The 17,985-nt window shown below is 52.4% G+C and carries 16 protein-coding genes; 10 read left to right on the top strand and 6 right to left on the bottom strand.

Features of this window, described 5'->3' with window-relative positions; all coding sequences use genetic code 11:
- The first annotated feature begins 83 nt into the window (after nt 1-83).
- The gene (locus tag IR195_RS13220; RefSeq protein WP_206047775.1) at nt 84-1,553 is read left to right on the top strand and encodes an amidase; all 1,470 of its coding nucleotides are present in this window, start codon (nt 84-86) and stop codon (nt 1,551-1,553) included.
- A 29-nt stretch (nt 1,554-1,582) separates the two neighbouring features.
- On the opposite strand, the gene IR195_RS13215 is transcribed toward IR195_RS13220, so the two are convergent.
- From IR195_RS13215 to IR195_RS13190, 6 genes are read right to left on the bottom strand one after another with little or no spacing between them, the layout of a single operon-like run.
- Complete coding sequence (locus IR195_RS13215; RefSeq protein ID WP_125749407.1) at nt 1,583-1,864, bottom strand: amphi-Trp domain-containing protein; 282 nt, start codon at nt 1,862-1,864, stop codon at nt 1,583-1,585.
- Nucleotides 1,865-3,205 carry a metallophosphoesterase gene (locus IR195_RS13210; RefSeq protein ID WP_206047774.1) on the bottom strand — a complete coding sequence of 447 codons (1,341 nt, stop codon included), beginning with the start codon at nt 3,203-3,205 and terminating at the stop codon, nt 1,865-1,867. It abuts the gene before it with no gap.
- 18 nt (nt 3,206-3,223) lie between these two features.
- Entirely contained in the window at nt 3,224-3,916 is a 693-nt protein-coding gene (locus IR195_RS13205; protein ID WP_206047773.1) for a histidine phosphatase family protein, read from the bottom strand.
- A complete protein-coding gene (locus tag IR195_RS13200) occupies nt 3,916-5,031 on the bottom strand; it encodes an HprK-related kinase B (protein WP_206047772.1) in 1,116 nt (371 codons plus the stop codon). Before IR195_RS13200 ends, IR195_RS13205 begins: the two co-directional genes overlap by 1 nt.
- Complete coding sequence (locus tag IR195_RS13195) at nt 5,028-5,930, bottom strand: GAK system ATP-grasp enzyme (protein ID WP_206047771.1); 903 nt, start codon at nt 5,928-5,930, stop codon at nt 5,028-5,030. Before IR195_RS13195 ends, IR195_RS13200 begins: the two co-directional genes overlap by 4 nt.
- The gene (locus IR195_RS13190; protein ID WP_206047770.1) at nt 5,923-7,449 is read right to left on the bottom strand and encodes an aminoglycoside phosphotransferase family protein; all 1,527 of its coding nucleotides are present in this window, start codon (nt 7,447-7,449) and stop codon (nt 5,923-5,925) included. Before IR195_RS13190 ends, IR195_RS13195 begins: the two co-directional genes overlap by 8 nt.
- A gap of 175 nt (nt 7,450-7,624) precedes the next feature.
- Between IR195_RS13190 and IR195_RS13185 the strand changes: the two genes are divergently transcribed.
- The 9 genes from IR195_RS13185 (at nt 7,625) to uxuA (ending at nt 17,972) form a co-directional block, all read left to right on the top strand.
- Nucleotides 7,625-8,896 (top strand): GAK system CofD-like protein, encoded by a 1,272-nt coding sequence (locus tag IR195_RS13185; RefSeq protein WP_241006720.1) that lies wholly within the window; start codon nt 7,625-7,627, stop codon nt 8,894-8,896.
- Nucleotides 8,897-9,271: 375 nt separating this feature from the next.
- Nucleotides 9,272-10,024 (top strand): GntR family transcriptional regulator, encoded by a 753-nt coding sequence (locus tag IR195_RS13180; RefSeq protein ID WP_206047769.1) that lies wholly within the window; start codon nt 9,272-9,274, stop codon nt 10,022-10,024.
- Nucleotides 10,021-11,232, top strand: a complete 1,212-nt coding sequence (manD, locus tag IR195_RS13175) for a D-mannonate dehydratase ManD (protein WP_206047768.1) — start codon at nt 10,021-10,023, stop codon at nt 11,230-11,232. Before IR195_RS13180 ends, manD begins: the two co-directional genes overlap by 4 nt.
- A gap of 14 nt (nt 11,233-11,246) precedes the next feature.
- Nucleotides 11,247-12,269, top strand: a complete 1,023-nt coding sequence (locus tag IR195_RS13170) for a Zn-dependent oxidoreductase (protein WP_206047767.1) — start codon at nt 11,247-11,249, stop codon at nt 12,267-12,269.
- A gap of 88 nt (nt 12,270-12,357) precedes the next feature.
- On the top strand, nt 12,358-13,326 hold the full coding sequence (locus tag IR195_RS13165; RefSeq protein WP_206047766.1) for a TRAP transporter substrate-binding protein: 969 nt from the start codon (nt 12,358-12,360) through the stop codon (nt 13,324-13,326).
- Between the two features lie 103 nt (nt 13,327-13,429).
- Nucleotides 13,430-14,008, top strand: coding sequence for a TRAP transporter small permease (locus tag IR195_RS13160; protein WP_206047765.1), 579 nt, complete (start codon nt 13,430-13,432; stop codon nt 14,006-14,008).
- A 2-nt stretch (nt 14,009-14,010) separates the two neighbouring features.
- Nucleotides 14,011-15,294 carry a TRAP transporter large permease gene (locus IR195_RS13155; protein WP_083006025.1) on the top strand — a complete coding sequence of 428 codons (1,284 nt, stop codon included), beginning with the start codon at nt 14,011-14,013 and terminating at the stop codon, nt 15,292-15,294.
- A 2-nt stretch (nt 15,295-15,296) separates the two neighbouring features.
- A complete protein-coding gene (locus tag IR195_RS13150; protein ID WP_206047764.1) occupies nt 15,297-16,778 on the top strand; it encodes a mannitol dehydrogenase family protein in 1,482 nt (493 codons plus the stop codon).
- 15 nt (nt 16,779-16,793) lie between these two features.
- Complete coding sequence (gene uxuA, locus IR195_RS13145) at nt 16,794-17,972, top strand: mannonate dehydratase (protein WP_206047763.1); 1,179 nt, start codon at nt 16,794-16,796, stop codon at nt 17,970-17,972.
- Nucleotides 17,973-17,985: the final 13 nt, after the last annotated feature.

Below are 17,985 nucleotides of genomic sequence, written 5' to 3'. Positions count from 1 at the left end.
TGGCTAAATAGCGAGATAGAAATTGACACTAAGCGACGTTGGGTGTGCATAAGGCGTCTTTATTGATAGGTGGAGTTAATGCGATGCATTTTGAGGATTACCAAACGTTTGACGCCACTGGCCTTGCTGAGCTAATTCGCCGCCGAGAGGTAAGCCAGGTTGAGGTGTTCGATGCGGCAGTGGCTGCGATTGAAACGCTTAACCCATCTCTTCATGCTGTGGTTCGAACACGCTTTGAAAAAGCGCGGCACGAGTGTAAGCACGTGTTGGAAAGCTCGGTATTTGCTGGAGTACCCACGCTAAGTAAAGACTTATTGATGGCGCTAGCAGGCGAGCCACTGGCGTTCGGAAGTGCATCGTTATCAGCGTGGTGCCCTAAGCAAGATTCGCTGCTTATTCAGCGTGCGCGGGCGGCTGGGTTAGTGGTGATGGGGCAAACGGCCACGCCGGAATTAGGGCTAATGGGGATTACAGAACCTAAGGCGTTTCCCCACCCGCAAAACCCATGTCGAGAGGGCTATTCCCCTGGCGGTTCAAGCGGTGGTGCCGCAGCGGCAGTCGCTAGCGGGATGGTGCCCATTGCGTTGGCAGGCGATGGCGGTGGTTCTATCCGCATTCCCGCCAGTTATTGTGGTTTGTTCGGTTTTAAACCTTCTCGCGGGCGGGTGCCGTTAGCGCCTGCCCACGGCGAAGTATGGCAGGGCGCGGTGGTCGAACATGCCATCACCCGCAGCGTGCGCGATAGTGCCGCGTTGCTAGAACAGATTAACGGCATGGCTCCTTCTGGCCCTTACCCAGTGCCGCGGGAAACGGGTTATGTGGATGCCTTATCGGCCTCCTCTAAGCCGCTACGCATCGCCGTATCGCTGGGTAATTTTTTGAGTTATGGACTGGATACCCAATTAAGTACCGATGTGAAAATAGCGGTTGAGAAGGCCGCCAAGGCACTGGCCGACATGGGGCATGAGGTGGAGTGGTGTGAACCACCGGTTGATGGTGACGCCTTGGCTGATCGTTACCTGACGCTCTACCTTGGCCATTTAGCCGCTGACCTTCAGTGGGTAAGCCAGCAAACCGGTGTGCCGGTGCATCGGTTAGCCATTGAGCCGTCTACCCGCGCTGTTGGCAGACTGGGCGCTAAGCTGTCGGCGAAAGATTACGAGCTAGCCAAGCGCTATTGGCATGAGGCTGCCGAGCAGATGAGCCAGTTTCACCAGCGTTATGATGCCCTGGTGTTGCCGGTAGCCGCGGATACCGCTCCCAAAATAGGCGAGCTGTATCCTTCGGCGGCTCGCGAGCGATTAATGTCTCTGTTAGCGGTTCCAGGCGCATCAGCGCTGGCACTAAAAGCGGGGGTGTTAAAGCACCTGGCAGTGGATGCGCTCAGCCGCACCCCGTTCACGCAACTGGCAAATCTTACTGGCCAGCCTGCTATGTCGGTACCTTTCCATGTGGCGGCCAATGGGTTGCCCGTTGGGGTGCAAGTGGTAGGGCGCCTGGGTGAGGATAAGCAACTATTACAGCTGGCGGCGGATATGGAGCGCAGTGTCTAGCGGTCGCCTAGCGGGCATAGCTGATGAGCTCACCGTTTTCCGGCGCTGGTTTTGATTTTTGGTGGTGTATCGGAAATTTTTTTCTCTTTGGTACGCCATTTAATCTTCACTTCCACTTCCTGTTTATCGCCTTCATCGCTTGCCCGCAGGGAAACTTGCAATAGCTGTTGAGGTGAAAGCACTAGGTCATCGCCACTTTCCTGAAAGGCTAATTCGCCTTCTTTGATGGCATTTGCCAGAGCGACCAAAAGCGCTTGGGTTGACTGACGATCCAGTAGTGAGTCGTGGCTGAACTTAGTTTTTGACTTCATTTAGTTCGCTCCCGCCAGTTTGCCTTTGTGGTTGGGTTTGAACACTTTTGCCTGAGGGTAATCGCAGCTAAGGCCGATAACACCACGTTTTTTATCAATGAGTGTCACACCGACGCCCTGGCCATCTAGCCCTTCATTTTTTCTGGAGTGAGCATCCAGTGTGATATCGGCTTCGATATGGATGAGGCCGTTTTTAAGCGTTACGCGTTGCCCAAAGTGTTGGTTGATATGGCCGTGAACGAGTACTTGAATACCCGCTCGGCGAGCAACGCTGGCACCGTACGGAGTAAGGGGGAGGTCGACTTTGCGATATTTCGTTCTGAAGGTATTGGCGAGTGAGCCATAATAAAAGCTGAATAAATTTTGGCTCAACAGGTTTTTTTTGAAGGCTTGGTTGGCATGTTTTACGCCATGATTAGCGAGTAGTTCGGCCATCTTATCGTCAAGACCAGCATGCAGGAACAGAAATGAGCCTCGCTTCTTTACGAGCTGCATCCGGCGAAAAAACCAGCCAAACTCGCCTGATTGTTTTAGGAACAGTGAGCGGCATTTCATGGCAGCTGCGTAGACTTGCTGGAGTGATAGATCGGCTTTTGCGCAATGTGCCTCGAAACTCTGAGCTTTACTCTCCATCTTGCTAATTTCACGATCAATGCCTTCAGGGGTAAGAAAACCTGCGGCATAGAAAGGGAAGTTCTCGAACCATGCCTCGCTTGGGAATAGGGCTTTACGGCATGCAGCCTCAGAAGGTATCTCTCTGTCCCATTGAGTATCGGCTAAGTACTGGTCGAAGACTTCTTTGAACAGTGGAACCACTTTCTTGCCCATGCGAACAAAGAGATGCTGGCTTCCGGCATCTGTCTCGCGTTTCAGGGATAGTAGCCCCATGAGCAAGCGTAAATCATGGTTGCCGGCAAGCAGGGTGATGCCCGCGTTGAGGCGGTATAAGTGAGCTAAACTGCGTAGCATCGTCAGGTTGCTCGGCCCTTTGTCCAGGCAGTCTCCACCCACCACAATTTCCGCTTTTGTACCGAACTTAGTCAGCTCGTATTCACACGGGTGCGGTCCATCCCGCTCAATCACCCCTGCGGCAATTAATGAGGCCTCAAAAGCCTCGGCATCGGCGTGAGGGTCGGAGATAAATACGACAGGCTGCTTGGGCCAGGCAAAGCAGCTTTTCCGTGAGCGCTTTAGAAAGGTGCTCAATGCGTCATCATGGTTGACCGAGCTTTGATCATTAGGCCAGGGGACCCAATCTGTCGGCAGGCGCGCCAAGATAGCATCATGATACGGTTGCTTGCTTATCTTTGGCATAAAGTCCAACGCGGTTATCGTCGCCATCTTATAAGTTGCCACCTTTTAATCGATTGGGTCTGCCAAGTGCCGGTGCTTCCAGTTTCCGTACAATCGGTTCCAGCCTTCCGCCTGTTGCTCAAAAACGACGGGGTGCCCGTAAAACATACTTAACCGCTTAATATCGCTGAAGTGTATGACATTTAAATGATAGCTAGCGTGACGTATGGATGCGCCATGGCCAACAACCAGCTGTAGTCGGTTATCCGTTGCGCATCGTAATGGTGTCTTTAAAAGTGCCGTTAAGTGCGCCGCGACTCGTTCGCCTGCCTCGATCAGAGACTCAGCACCTTCGAAAGGCAGCTTGAAGTGGCTGGCTGATTTCCAGCCTTCTGGTAAGGGCGTTAGGCGAGGATCCTGGGCAACAATCCTTTCTATTTCCTTAACACTGAGGTTGGCTAGCGCTCCAACACTGCGCTCACAAAGGGCTGAGAAGCAGCGTGAATATGGGGGATCTGTAAAGAGTGTTGCTAGCTCTTCGCGGTAGATCTCAGCTGTTTGCCAGGCTCTTAACAGTGTCGAGGAGTGTATTTCGCTATTCAGTTGGTAGCCTGACGTAGATAGCCACTCGCCGAATTGCCGAGCTTGCTGTCTAACCTCTGCTGCCCCTTTATCGGTCAGCGGGTAAGGCTGTAGAGCGCTAGGTGTGTCCGCCCGTTGTGCGTACTCACCATGCCTGATTAGAGCCAGTGCCACCATCAGAGAATGCCTTTGGCTTGCAGCAGTTCAATGGCACGCTCAAAGTCTATGCTGCCGGTAAGGCGCAGTACCTGAACGCCCCGTAAGTTATCGGCATAGGTCTCGACAGATTGAGTCTGTTCGGGAGGGAAACGGCCATCCGCCTGCTGAAAAAATGCCCCAGGGCTTTTGCGTAAACCCTCAAGTGCCTCCGGCGTTTTATCGCTCTCCACACTGCTCAAACGTGTGGGTTCCATAGAGCTTAAAGACCAGTCAAGGAGTATCAGGTTACGTAGCTTTCCGGAAATAGCAGTTTTGTTCTCGCCGTAGGCGTTGGGGATCAACACATCATATTTTTGCTCAAGATCCCACAGCTGACTTTTCGGCATGCGATCCAGCTTAGCGCACTCCTCGCTGGTAAGCATTGCAACCAAGCGTTCAGAGTTAAGCAGCGTGCCTGGGTTAACGCGCGGGTGTTTGGCGACACCGATAACATTAACCTGACCCTCTTGTGGCTTAAACAAAATCCGATCATTAGAGAGAAAGCACGCTTTTTCATTCTCTAGCGCCTTCAGCATTAATGTCGATTTACCGCCACCTGAACTCGCGGCAATGGCGGTGGTACTGCCATTAATGTCAAAGGCTGATGCGTGGCCCAATAGGTAGCCGTCACGCTGATGGTAATTAAGAAACTGGTTGTTGATAAAATTGACTACTTGAGATCGATGTTGGGTTAAATCGCCAGTCGCAACTGGGTCGGTTAACGACTGAAATAGCACCATTCCCGTACGAACTTTATGTATCCAGCGTCCTTTCGGTGTATCTACATAGGCTTCTTTTAGGCCAAGAGAGCTGCTTTTGTTGCGTTTAACGGGCATCCAATCGATCCCGCTGGTATCAAACTGCCTATCGAGCAGGAATATCCGCTGTTCAGCGTGAGGAGGGGACGTGTGAGGGGAGAGCGTGTGAGGAAAGGTACTTGCCGTCAGGCTGGCGTAGTACTGCTTAAGATAGTCCAAAATAGCTGGGTTATCAGCCAGCACACGCAGTGTCAGCCCGTGGAATACCAACGGTAGCTCGTAGAGACAAGCAGCCTTAGCCAGCATTATTTGCTTCTCATCAAACAGATGGGTCATTCGCTGGCCTCTACTTCAAGTTGGTTAAGGACATAATCACATAACTTTTCGCTGGCATCGATGCCGCAGCCTTTTAACGCGCCGCTAAATCCGCCAAAGGCCGAAACCTCAAATACCACAGGGCCCTCATCGGTCAATGCAATATCTACGGTGGTAAAGCTTAGTGTGAAGCATGACTGGGCTTTTTGGCCAAGCTCAATCAGCTCCTGGCTTGGCTCGTAGGCTTGATACTTTCCACCACTATGTATCGTTGTGTTCCATGCATCGCCACTGGCAACACGGGCATAAGTGCATAAATACTGGCCGCCCAGAAAGACCATGCCTAAATCCTGGCCACCTAAGTTTACGAATTTCTGTAGATAAAAAAGTCCATGTTTAGACTTAAACTTATTCAACTTTTGTGTGTTGGTCGCGACGCCGTCGGACGCTTTTAACACCACCATGCCTCGGGCTTTGGTCGAGTAGAGTGGTTTTAGGATTGCTGTACCGAACGACTTGATGGCCTTTAATGCAGCCTCAGTACTTTCTGTAACACGTGTTGATGGCAGAGCAATGCCACCTGCGGCCAATGCGGCAGTGCCCTCAAGACGATTAATCAAACGCATTACCTCGCTTGGGCTACTGAAGCAGCGCACACCATCCGCTTCAAGGCTGTTAAGCATCCGTAAACGATCGTCTGCAGCAGGGGAGTACGTTTCGCTTATTTTTTTGATGATCACCCCATCAAGCTCGTTGAGAACAATGTCTCGATAGCGCAGCTTGCCTGTCTCTAGCTCTAGCACTACTTCAGACATATCGACGATGCAGCGGAAGCCGGTCTGCTTTTCCAAGTGATTTGCAAGAACTTCGGTTGACCACTTGCCAGGTATCCCGATAACTGCAATCCGCTTTTTAGTCATTAAAAATGTCCTCTAGGGGAAACCTGTAGTTCTCAAGTTCTGTAGGGTTCAAAAGTGTGATTGCTTCTAGCAGGTAGCTAGCTCTTAGCGCGAGTCGATTGGCAAAGCTTTTGTCATATATAAAGCGCGTGGATGTCGCAAAGGAGCGCCCTAACGCAATGGCTAGACGCGCATCAAAGCTTGTATCGTGATTGTCTTTGGCAAATCGCCACGCAAATTGATATAGCTGTCGAATCAATGCCATTAACTCGGCCCGTGGAGAAACATCCATAATGGGCAGCCGGTAAATGGATGCCATGAGTACTGATAAGTCCTGAACATAGTCAGAGTACGAGGCTCGGTGCAGATCGATAAAATAGATACGGTCTTTGAATTCGTCATAAATAATGTTGTCGACGTTGAAGTCACCGTGGATCAGAACTGAGAACGGTGCCCGGATGTGCTGCTCAAGGTTTTCAACGTGATCAATTAATTGGTCAAAGCTTGGCCGAGAAAGTCCACAAATTAGCTGGCCCGTACTAAGCAGGTTGGGGTGAGTGTGGCGGGTTGCTGGCATCCGTTTACGCAACTGCTGCATATACTCGGGCTGAGCAGACTCGTTGGTACGTGACGTCTTCCAGATTTTTCTCAACGTCCGCTGGAGTGTGCGGATAAGTTGCTTGGTTGATTTCCACTGGCCGTTTAACAGCAGTGATTCAAGCGTACGGCCGGGGAGATGTTCGATCACCATCGAACCCAGCTCATCTCCCTGCTCGACATGATGCGAGAGCACCGTGGGCGCCACCTTGGGGTAGATTCGCTTCCATTGATCTACTCCATAAAGCTCTTCAATTACTTTCTGGCTTTCCCCCTCTTTGTAGACTGCCATCATTTCGCCAGAGGAGGCGTGCTCTGCTTTAAGGGTGGCGATGGTGCTGCCACTGCGGGTAAGCGCCAGCCGCTCAACGGTAAAATCGTCGCTCTGGGCGGTCATCACGTGAGCGGCGTTTTGCAGCTGCTTGTAATTTTGTAAACGTACGGCGGGGCCAAAGTTGGCGGAGAGTAGGGCGTCGGCAAGCTCCGAAAGTAGGCGAATCATGCGATGAAGTTGAAAATCCACCACGGCGTTGTTACGCATGCTTGAAGTGCCAGGCTCGAAAGCAGCGGTTAAACGGGCGGTTATTTTGGGAATTCGGTGACCCACTTTCAGGCCTTGCCGAGTGTTTGCATCATCGACATTAATCATCACCAGCTTCAATGATTTACCTATCGATCGAATTAGCTTGGCGTACTCTTTACGTGACTTGTCTGGGAGCTGTTTCAGAGCATTGATCGCGGTAAATTCCAGACAGGCCTGCCCCAGTTGGTCAAGCAATCTTGCCAAGCGCTCAAGCGACTTGGATTGTTGAAAACCTGCACCGTCGACTTTACGTCGATGCACATCAATCGCGACGGAAAGTTCAACTTTCTCCAGTAGCGTGCTCCGGTAACCCTGGCGATTAATTAAACGTCGTGCAGTAGAGCCACTTGGCTGAGTCACATAAACTTCAACTAACTCGAAGTGATTTTCGACTTCGAATCGTAGAAAATAAAAATGCTCTAGAATTGATGCGTTGATAGACGGCCTCACCGTGAAAAGTGTCAATCAAGGGGGATCACTATAAGTAACTGTGCCATTTTTGATGTTACGTTTTAGTTACAATTCAAAGGGTTGTATGAAAAAAAATCGCTTCATTTGTGCACATGTTAATATGCCGCGAGGACTTTCTCAGGGACAGGATTTGCGTCTTGCCAGATACCGTAAAACGCCGGAACTAGGGCCAAAAATACTTTTCTTCAGTGGTGGTTCGGCACTCAGGCGCTTCTCTGAGGTACTTACAGACTACACGCATAATTCGATTCATCTTGTGACCCCTTTTGACTCTGGTGGGAGCTCCGCCGAATTGCGTCGAGCTTTTGCGATGCCTGCCGTTGGAGACTTGCGAGCTCGGTTACTTTCATTGGCTGACGATTCGGTGACTGGGCATCCTGACGTTGCTGCACTGTTTTCGCATCGCCTAACGGCTAATGAGCTGAAAGAAAGCGCAGAGAAAGCCGTGCTGGAGCAAAGCCTACAAGCACTGGTGAGCGCCAAGCATCCACTGCTTAGGGCGATTGGAGAGCCCATGCGGTCGCTGATTCAGAGTTATATCACTGCGTTTTATAAACACATGCCACAGGATTTTGACCTCGCTGGAGCCAGCGTGGGGAACTTGATCTTGACCGGTGGCTACCTGATTCACAATCGCTCACTGGACCCGATTGCTTTTCTATTTGGCCAGCTCATCAAAACACGCGGCACTGTTCGCACAACAACTGACGCTGACCTTCAGCTAGAGGTGTTGTTAGAGAATGGCCAGAAAATTATCGGGCAGCATTGCTTTACCGGCAAAGAAACAGCAAAAATTGATTCACCCATTAAATCGATAAAACTATCGGGGGAAGCGGACGATATCGATACTTTGGATGCCTCTAAAGTTTGTAAAGAAACTCGCTTACTCATCGATTCTGCTGAGCTGCTGGTTTTTCCACCGGGTAGTCTTTACAGCAGTATTATTGCCAATTTACTTCCCAAAGGCGTGACCAAAGCATTGGCTAAAAATCCAGCGCCGAGGGTGTATGTGCCTAGCTTGGGAACCGATCTTGAAACGTTTGGTATGACGTTGGTTGACCAGATCAGAATGCTCAATCACCACTTGTCATTCAAACCAGTGCCATTCAAGTCTATGTCATTCAAACCTCAAACGAGGTCGCCAGAACGGCCCTTAATAGACTTTCTGCTGTTTGATTCACAGTTGCTGAGTGTTTCAACTGAGCAGATGGAAATCATCAGCAAGCAGATGGGCATTCAAATTATCGATACGGATCTTGCCGCCGATAACGCTGATGCTGATATAGACCGTTACGATGACGTTAAGTTGGCAGAAGCCCTACTTGGGCTTACCTAATCCCCCGCTAAATCCAAAACAGTGTTGAACCCGCGCTGCTAGATGCTCTTTGGAATCGCCCAAGTGGCGTTAAAAGTTGATTAGTACGCGCGTTTTATCCATCTGTTTCGTCGTCGATTCCTTTCTTTTAGGCCTTCTTCGCACGTCTCCTCGGCTGTTGGTGTTTATTTTGAATCAGGAACTAGGTTGGCTAGTTTCTTTTTCAAGCCATACAAGTGGTTGATATTTCAATACCTGTTGGCGATCTAAGGCTGGGGCTGACTACTTCTGCAACCAAAGTATAAACAAATGAAGCTTTCGCTTACTTCGCCATACTACCATACTAGTTGTATCAGATGAGGGCAGTATAGCGGTCATCGAATTGGGAGGCTCATTATGAATACGCTTCAAGCACTCTGGGGGGAGACTCGCGAAAGCGATCCCGTTCGGCAGCGCCTTTATCAAGTACTACGCCAGTCGGTTATTCAAATGGTACTGGCACCAGGTCAGGCGCTATCTGAAAAGGAAATTGCTGACACTTTTTCGGTCAGCCGCCAGCCAGTGCGGGAAGCCTTTATACGGCTCTCTGAGGCAGGGTTGGTGGAGGTAAAACCTCAGCGTGGTACTTACGTCGTAAAGATCTCTCAACGGGCGGTGCTTGAAGCGCGCTTTGTGCGCGAGGCGGTGGAAGTCGCGGTCGTAAAGCTAGCTGCTGAAAAAGGGCTTGAGCCAGCCATACTGGTGGAGCTGCATGATTTGTTAGCACGTCAGCGTCGTTGTATTGAACCTAATGATAACGATCGCTTTTATCGCCTTGATGAAGAATTCCACCGAACGCTGTCACTGGGTGTTCAGCAGTATGCGGCTTGGAAAGTCATTGAAGAAGTGCGTGCTCAGCTTGACCGAGTACGCTACCTCAGCGTGCCGCATAGCACCCCGCTGGAACGGCTTGTGAATCAGCACGCCAACATTATTGCCGCCATTGAAGCACGAGATATATCCCAAGCAGAGCAGGCGATGTCACTTCATTTACGCGAAATTTTGGTCTCGATGCCTGATTTGATTCGCCGTTTCCCCGCCATGTTTGAAGAACAAGCAGCGTTTGAAGAACAAGACTCCCCCGTGCTGAAGCAGGAGCTGACGCAATGAAGATTGAGCACGCTTATACCATCGTGACATCGCCCGGCCGCAACTTTGTCACACTGAAAATTGTCACCGATCATGGCGAGTATGGCATTGGTGATGCCACGCTCAATGGCCGTGAAATGGCCGTGGTGGCTTATCTGGAAGAGCATGTCATTCCGATGCTAATTGGGCGAGACCCTCAGCGCATTGAAGATATCTGGCACTACCTTTATCGCGGTGCTTACTGGCGGCGTGGGCCGGTCACCATGAGTGCGATTGCCGCTGTGGATATGGCGCTGTGGGACATTAAAGCAAAGCTCGCGGGCATGCCTCTGTATCAATTGCTTGGAGGCAAGAGCCGTGACCGGGTGATGGTATATGGCCATGCAACGGGGCGTGATATTGAAGCGTGCCTGGAAGAGGTCGCCCGCCATGTGGATGAGGGCTACAAAGCGGTACGCGTGCAGGCCGGCGTGCCCGGTATTGCCAGCATTTATGGCGTTGCCAAAAAAGATGGCGAGCCTTACGAGCCAGCCGACTCTGATTTGCCCGCCGAGCATGTCTGGAGTACCAGTAAATACCTAAATCATGTGCCTAAGCTATTTGCCGCTGTGCGTGAGCGTTTCGGCGACGATTTGCATGTACTCCACGATGTTCATCACCGTCTGACGCCCATCGAAGCCGCGCGTTTAGGCAAGGAGGTTGAGCCCTACCACCTATTCTGGCTTGAAGACTGCGTACCGGCTGAGAATCAGGAAGCGTTTGGGCTTATTCGTCAACACACCACCACGCCGCTGGCGGTGGGCGAAGTCTTTAATAGCCTGTTTGATGCTAAAGCACTGATTGAAAACCAGTGGATCGACTATATCCGCGCCACCTTAACCCATGCTGGTGGTATTACCCATGTGCGCCGTATCGCCGATTTGGCAGGCCTTTACCACGTGCGAACTGGTTTCCACGGGCCAACGGATCTTTCGCCTGTCTGCCTGGGCGCTGCGATTCATTTTGATACTTGGGTGCCTAATTTTGGCATTCAGGAATATATGCCGCATACCAGCGCTACTGACGAGGTTTTTCCCCACGATTATCGCTTTGAGGATGGTCATTTCATCGTCGGTGAAAAGCCGGGGCATGGTGTTGATATCGATGAGCAGTTAGCCAAGCAATACCCCTATAAGCGCGCCAGCCTACCGGTGAACCGGCTAGAAGACGGCACCTTGTGGCACTGGTGAAGGAGTCCATCTAAATGAAAGCATTTCAGGTAAAGGCGCCCCATGACTATCAGGTTGAGGACGTTGAGCCGCCCAAGGTGGCCGCTGGTGAAGCGCTGGTACGCGTAGCATTTGCTGGCATCTGCGGTTCGGATATGCACATTATCCATGGCGACAACGCCTTTGTGCGCTTTCCGCGCATTACTGGCCACGAGTTCGCCGGTGTCGTGGAAGCGGTGGGGGAAGGCGTGGCTGATGTCGCCGTCGGGGATCGGGTGTGCATTGACCCCGTTATCAGCTGCGGTGAGTGCTACCCCTGCCGTATTGGCCGTCCCAATGTGTGCAGTTCGCTGGAAGTGATCGGTGTGCATCGCGATGGCGGGTTTGAAGAGTTTGTCGCCGTGCCTGCCGCTAATTTGCACCACCTGCCTGACCATATCGGGCTAGACGCTGCAGCCTTAGTTGAGCCTTACACCATTGCGGCCAATGTGCTTGATCGGATGCAGCCACACCCCGGTGATCGGCTGATGATTTTGGGCGCAGGTGTGATTGGTATGACGATTCTGCAGATGGCTCTGGCCAAGGGGATTGAAGAGGTCATCGTCACGGACGTTATCAACGAGCGATTAGCTGTCGCGAAGCAGCTTGGGGCGACACAGGTATTAAATAGCCGAGAGCAAGATGTTGAACAAGAAGTACTCGCGCTCACCCAGGGCGAAGGTGTGCCACTGATTGCCGATGCGGCCTGCGTGCCTGCGTTGTTGCCACAAATGCTGCACCTAGCATCGCCGGCAGGGCGCATTGGTTTGCTGGGCTTTAGCGCTCAGCCCAGCGACCTTGTGCAGCTAGAAGTGATTAAGAAAGAGCTGACCCTAGTGGGGTCGCGCCTTAACAACCGTAAGTTTCCGGAGGTGCTTGAGCTAATGGCAAGCGGGCAGCTGGATCCGTTGGCGCTTGTCAGCCATCGGTTGCCGCTAAACGACATGCCTAGTGCTATCGATATGCTTGATCACCGACCAGAAGAGGCCCGTAAGGTGCTGATTGAAATCAGCGCTTGAAGGGGGCGCTACGCCAACGCATGCCAACCCACGCGTAGTTAACCGCTGCAATTAACAACTAACAACACTCGTGTGCAGGAGAAAGACAATGATCAAAAAACTGATTACCAGCGCTGTTCTGGGGGCCGCCATACTAGGCAGCCATTCTTTATTGGCGGCAGATTTCACTCTGCGATTTGGTCATTTGGCCAATGAGCAGAACATTTGGCACCAAGCTGCCGAAAAGTTTAAACAGGAAGTTGAAGCTAACTCAGATGGGCAGATTGAGGTGCGTCTTTATCCCAGCGAGCAGTTGGGTAACGAAATGGACGTGATTAATAGCATCCAGTTGGGCACGGCGGATATGACTATTACGGGGGAGAGCTTACAGAACTGGGCGCCCAAAGCCGCCATGATGGCAGTACCGTACGCCTTTAGAGATTCCGAGCATCTCCATGCCGCTGTTAGCGGCGATATTGGTGCTGAGATTGAAGCGCAAATCACTGAGCGTACTAACTTAGTCCCTCTGGCGTGGTTTGAGCGTGGCCCCCGCGAGTTGACCTCCAATCGCCCCATCCGCCATCCAGACGAGCTTGATGGGTTACGCCTTCGCGTACCTAACGTGCCGCTGTTTGTTGATACATGGCAAGCAATGGGCGCACGCCCTACGCCAATGGCGTTCAGCGAAGTGTTCACCGCGCTTCAGCAAAATACCCTGGAAGGCCAAGAAAATCCGCTTAGCCTGATTGAAAGCGCCAGCTTCAATGAGGTGCAGGACTACGTCAACATGACCGGCCATGTGCGCAGCTGGATCTATGTAGTGATTGGCCGCAACCAGTTGGAGAGTATGCCCGAAGATCTACAGCAAGTGGTTCGCGATGCTGCGCAGGCCATGCAAGCGTATGAAGCTGAACTGTTTACTGAGGATCAAGCACGCCTTGAACAAGCATTACAAGATCGCGGCATGGAGCTTATCGAGGTCGATGTTGATGCCTTTGCTGAGAAAGCTCGCCCCGCCGTACTTGACGCATTAACCCCAGAGCAGCGTGAAATCTTTGACGCTATCCAAGACTTATAAAGCCGCTCGTAGAGATTTTGTAGTGAATGACTAATGAAACTGGGCGGGTAGCACGCCAGCCCAGTTTCTACTGCAATAGCGGCTTGCCCCTGAGGATATGGTTATGAACTCGGATCACAAAGCGCTTGAACAACAAGCGTTGGAGAGTCTGGATTCAATGTCGGCGGTGCCTAAGTTTAAAGGCCCCATTGGGCGTGTGATCGGCTGGGTGGATAAGTGCTTTTTAACCTTGGCTGTCATGGCGCTGATTGCCATTGCTGCCACGGTACTGCTGCAAATATGTTCGCGGCTGTTTTTACCGTTTTCGATTGCCTGGACGGAAGAGCTTTCGCGCTATTTGTTCGTATATATGGTGGCGTTATCTGCCGGGGTGGTGCTACGCCAAAACCGCAACATCAGTGTTGAGCTTTTTCATCATCTGCTGAGCCCACGGATGAAAGCGGCTTTCCAGGTATTGATCTGCTTGTTGGTTGGTCTATTTGCCTTTCTAGTGCTGCCTTACGCTTGGCAGTATGCGCAAAACGGTACCTGGCAAACCTCACCAACGCTGCGTGTACCCATGCTGTATATCTTTTTCTCAACGGTTATCACCTTTGCGCTACTCCTGGTTTACAGCTTGCTGGGGTGCCTTGAGGGGATTATCGCAATGTGTCGCTCTTCTGCCTCCCTTCAGGAGTCGTAAGCATGGAAGTCATTATCCTGTTTAGTGTTTTCTTGGTTCTGCTATTGGTAGGCATGCCTATAGCATTTGCGTTGGGGCTGGCGTCACTTTCTTACCTCCTTCTGGAGGGCATTTCATTGACGATTGTGCCGCAACGTATGTACGCGGGAATCGATACCTTTGTGCTGCTGTGTATTCCCGGCTTTGTATTGGCCGGTAACCTGATGAATGCGGGCAATATTACGGAACATATTGTGCGCTTTGCCAACGCGTTATTAGGCCATATTCGTGGTGGTTTGGGGCTGGCGAATGTCGGTGGATCGATGATTTTTGGCGGTATTTCAGGCACCGCTGTGGCGGATTCTGCCAGCATTGGTTCAGTGATGATCCCTGGTATGGCGCGTTCGGGCTACGATAAACCATTTGCTGCTGCGGTGACCGCGGCGTCATCCACCATCGGGCCCATTATTCCTCCCAGCGTGCCGATGATTATCGCCGGTTCGCTAAGTGGTATTTCGGTAGGGCGGATGTTCCTGGCAGGCGCCGTACCTGGGCTGCTAATGGGCCTGGCGATGATGATCACGGTGTATATTCTGGCCGTCCGCCGTGGCTACCCTAAAGAGAAACGGGTGCCTTTCTTGCAACTGCTGCGTGAGGCGAAAACAGCCTTCTGGGCGTTGCTGATGACCGTGATTATTCTCTACGGCATCATCGGTGGTTTCTTTACCCCAACGGAAGCGTCTATCGTTGCCTCTCTTTATGCGTTGGTTGTGGGCATGTACGTCTATAAAGGCCTGGCATGGAGAGACCTGCCATCAATCTTATCTGACACGGTATTAACTTCTGCGGCGCTGCTGTTGATGGTGGGGTTAGCCAATCTGTTTGGCTGGATACTGACCAGCGAACAGATCCCGCAGATGATTGCCGCACTGATTCTCTCTATTAGCGACAACCCGCTAATTGTTTTACTCATCCTTAACCTGATTCTGCTATTTGTCGGCGCCTTTATGGAAACCATTGCCGCGCTGATTATTCTTTTCCCTGCCTTAGTGGGTGTGGCCACTGGCGTCGGTGTTGACCCTGTGCATTTTGCGGTCATCGCGGTATTAAACCTGATGATTGGGCTTACAACGCCGCCAGTAGGGGTGTGTCTATTTGTAGTAGCAGGGATTGGTAAACTGCCTATGTTGACGGTGGCAAAAGCCATCGTGCCATTTTTGCTGTGCAACTTAGCCGTGTTGCTGCTGGTAACTTATGTCCCCGCGATCTCGCTTTGGTTGCCTAACTTGCTGATGGGGAGTAATTAACGATGGCCCTGCAACGTATTGACGCTTCGCCAAAAAGTGGCCAGATCGCTATCGTCCACCTGGGCTTAGGGGCTTTCCACCGAGCTCACCAAGCCGTGTATTTAGAGTGCTATCGCCAGCGTAGTGGCGACGCTGAGTGGGGGGTATGTAGCGCGAATTTACGCTCAAGCGTTGGCTTGGTAGATGGCTTGCGTGATGCTGACTACCGTTATCAGGTAGCCGAATACGCTGACAGTGACAGCCTGACCCTGCGTGAAATAGGCGTGATCGAAGAGACGCTATTCTCGGGCCGTGATGGCGCGGACGAAGGTATGGATAGCTGGGGCCGAGACCGAGAAACACTGCTGGCGCGAATGGCCTCTGCCGATACGCGCATTGTGACCCTAACGGTGACCGAGAAGGGCTATTTTCTAAACCCTGCCAGCGGTGAATTAAGAGTCGATGATCCGATGATCATCGGTGATATAGCCTCGCCCCAACAACCGCGTACCGCCCCAGGGCTATTGGTGGAAGCGTTAGCACGGCGGCGCGAGGCTGGCATTGGCGCCTTTACGGTACTGTCTTGCGACAATATGCCGGATAACGGCAAACGAACACGCCAGGCGGTGGTACAACTGGCCGAGCATCGAGACGCAGAATTGGCCAGTTGGATTGCCAATGAAGCGGCATTTCCCTGCAGCATGGTGGATCGTATTGTGCCCGCGATGACCGACGCCGACTTTGAGCGCTTAACGGCATTGGGAGTGACTGATCCAAATGCTGTGGTATGCGAAGCGTTTACGCAGTGGGTGGTCGAAGATAACTTTTCACTCGGGCGGCCGAGCTGGGAAGTTGAAGGTGTGGAGATGGTCGCCGATGTGGCGCCCTTTGAAACCATGAAACTGCGTATGCTCAATGGCAGCCACTCCTTACTGGCTTATCTGGGTGCATTAGCGGGTATTGAAACGGTCTTTGATGGCGTCAATCATCCCGGGCTTCGTGCTGCCTTACGCCGCTATATGCTTGAAGAGGCGGCTCCCACGCTTGAGATGCCCGAAGGCATCGATTTAGACGCCTATGCCGACTCGCTGCTGGCACGCTTCGCCAATGACAGTTTACGCCATCGCCTGCAGCAAATTGCGATGGATGGTAGCCAAAAACTCCCGCAACGCTGGCTCTCGGGCATGTTGGAGCGCAGTGTCGCTGGGCAATCATCTCCCTGCGTAGCGTTGGGGATGGCTGCCTGGATTCGCTACACCGCAGGCCAAGACTTACACGGCAATAGTTACCCTGTGGATGATCCGCTTGCCAAACGCTTTGCGGAGCTGCACCAAGCGCATGGTAGTGATCCCCGCGCTCTGGTAGCAGCCTACTTAGCCATGGACGACGTGGTGCCTAGTAAGCTGGCAGCGGATAAGCAGGTTGCCCAGGCTGTGCTGACCGCTTATCAGACGTTGACCCAAGATGGACTGGCTGGAGCGCTTGCAGCGCTTGAGCGCAACTAACATTAGGAGATCTCCATGGAGCATACTTGGCGCTGGTTTGGCCCAAACGATGCGATTCGCCTGGGAGAGATTCGCCAGACAGGCGCAACCGGTATCGTCACGGCACTGCATGAGGTGCCCAATGATCAGGTTTGGCCGGTTGAATCGATTCGTGAGCGTCAGCAAATAATCGAAGCGGCAGGCCTGACATGGTCGGTGGTGGAGAGTGTGCCGGTGCATGAGTCGATTAAAAAGGGGCTGCCCGAGCGGGATGCGCTGATCGCAACTTACTGTCAGACACTGCGCAATCTGGCGGCCTGTGGTATCGACACCGTTTGCTACAATTTTATGCCGGTGTTGGACTGGACGCGTACCGACCTGACCTACGAACTGCCTGATGGCGCTTTGGCGCTACGCTTTGACCAGGTGGCGTTTGCCGCCTTTGATCTTTATTTGCTTCAGCGACCAGCCGCCGAAGCGGAGTACAGCGACGAGGAGAAAGTCCTGGCACGCCGCTATCTGGACGCATTGGATAGCGCTGGGCGCGACAAACTTGTCAATACGCTGATCGCAGGGCTACCGGGTGCCGAAGAGCACTACACCCTTGAGCAGTTTCGCGCGGTTTTGGAAGAGTATGCTGATATTGATGCCGCTCGGCTGCGGGAAAACCTTGGCTATTTTCTGCAGGCGGTTATCCCGGTCGCTGAAGAAGTGGGCATCCGTATGGCCATCCACCCAGATGATCCGCCTCGGCCGCTGCTGGGGCTTCCCCGGATTGTCTCGACTCGTGAAGATGCCCAATGGGTTATCGATCGCATGCCCAGTCCCGCCAATGGATTGACGCTTTGTACGGGCTCATACGGCGTTCGTGCAGACAACGACTTGGTGGCGATGACTCGCCACTTTGCTGCGCATATTCACTTTATTCATCTGCGCGCCACCCAGCGCGAGGCGGATACGCTCTCGTTTCACGAGGCTCCGCACTTGGCCGGTGATGTGGATATGGTCGGTGTTATTCAAGCGCTGGTTGAAGAGGAGCACAGACGTGAAAGAGAGGGCGGAGCGCGTTTACCGCTGCGCCCAGATCACGGTCACCAACTTCTTGATGATCAACAGCGCAATACGGCACCCGGCTACCCGCTTTACGGGCGCATGCGTGGCCTAGCTGAGTTACGTGGTGTAGAGCTTGCGGTGCGGCAGTTAACCGCCCGATAACCCATTTTACCCT

It is taken from the genome of Vreelandella venusta (assembly GCF_015689495.1).
Taxonomy (GTDB): domain Bacteria; phylum Pseudomonadota; class Gammaproteobacteria; order Pseudomonadales; family Halomonadaceae; genus Vreelandella; species Vreelandella venusta.
The sequence above is the reverse complement of the archived record's forward strand: the minus strand, read 5'-3'. Positions and strand labels throughout refer to the sequence as shown.

Excerpts from the sequence above, each read along its gene's own strand:
- uxuA (WP_206047763.1), top strand. The coding sequence starts at position 16,794 with ATGGAGCATACTTGGCGCTGGTTTGGCCCAAACGATGCGATTCGCCTG.
- IR195_RS13185 (WP_241006720.1), top strand. The coding sequence starts at position 7,625 with ATGAAAAAAAATCGCTTCATTTGTGCACATGTTAATATGCCGCGAGGA.
- IR195_RS13155 (WP_083006025.1), top strand. The coding sequence starts at position 14,011 with ATGGAAGTCATTATCCTGTTTAGTGTTTTCTTGGTTCTGCTATTGGTA.
- IR195_RS13220 (WP_206047775.1), top strand. The coding sequence starts at position 84 with ATGCATTTTGAGGATTACCAAACGTTTGACGCCACTGGCCTTGCTGAG.
- IR195_RS13210 (WP_206047774.1), bottom strand. The coding sequence starts at position 3,205 with ATGGCGACGATAACCGCGTTGGACTTTATGCCAAAGATAAGCAAGCAA.
- IR195_RS13150 (WP_206047764.1), top strand. The coding sequence starts at position 15,297 with ATGGCCCTGCAACGTATTGACGCTTCGCCAAAAAGTGGCCAGATCGCT.
- IR195_RS13215 (WP_125749407.1), bottom strand. The coding sequence starts at position 1,864 with ATGAAGTCAAAAACTAAGTTCAGCCACGACTCACTACTGGATCGTCAG.
- IR195_RS13165 (WP_206047766.1), top strand. The coding sequence starts at position 12,358 with ATGATCAAAAAACTGATTACCAGCGCTGTTCTGGGGGCCGCCATACTA.
- IR195_RS13160 (WP_206047765.1), top strand. The coding sequence starts at position 13,430 with ATGAACTCGGATCACAAAGCGCTTGAACAACAAGCGTTGGAGAGTCTG.
- IR195_RS13180 (WP_206047769.1), top strand. The coding sequence starts at position 9,272 with ATGAATACGCTTCAAGCACTCTGGGGGGAGACTCGCGAAAGCGATCCC.
- IR195_RS13195 (WP_206047771.1), bottom strand. The coding sequence starts at position 5,930 with ATGACTAAAAAGCGGATTGCAGTTATCGGGATACCTGGCAAGTGGTCA.
- manD (WP_206047768.1), top strand. The coding sequence starts at position 10,021 with ATGAAGATTGAGCACGCTTATACCATCGTGACATCGCCCGGCCGCAAC.
- IR195_RS13205 (WP_206047773.1), bottom strand. The coding sequence starts at position 3,916 with ATGGTGGCACTGGCTCTAATCAGGCATGGTGAGTACGCACAACGGGCG.
- IR195_RS13170 (WP_206047767.1), top strand. The coding sequence starts at position 11,247 with ATGAAAGCATTTCAGGTAAAGGCGCCCCATGACTATCAGGTTGAGGAC.
- IR195_RS13200 (WP_206047772.1), bottom strand. The coding sequence starts at position 5,031 with ATGACCCATCTGTTTGATGAGAAGCAAATAATGCTGGCTAAGGCTGCT.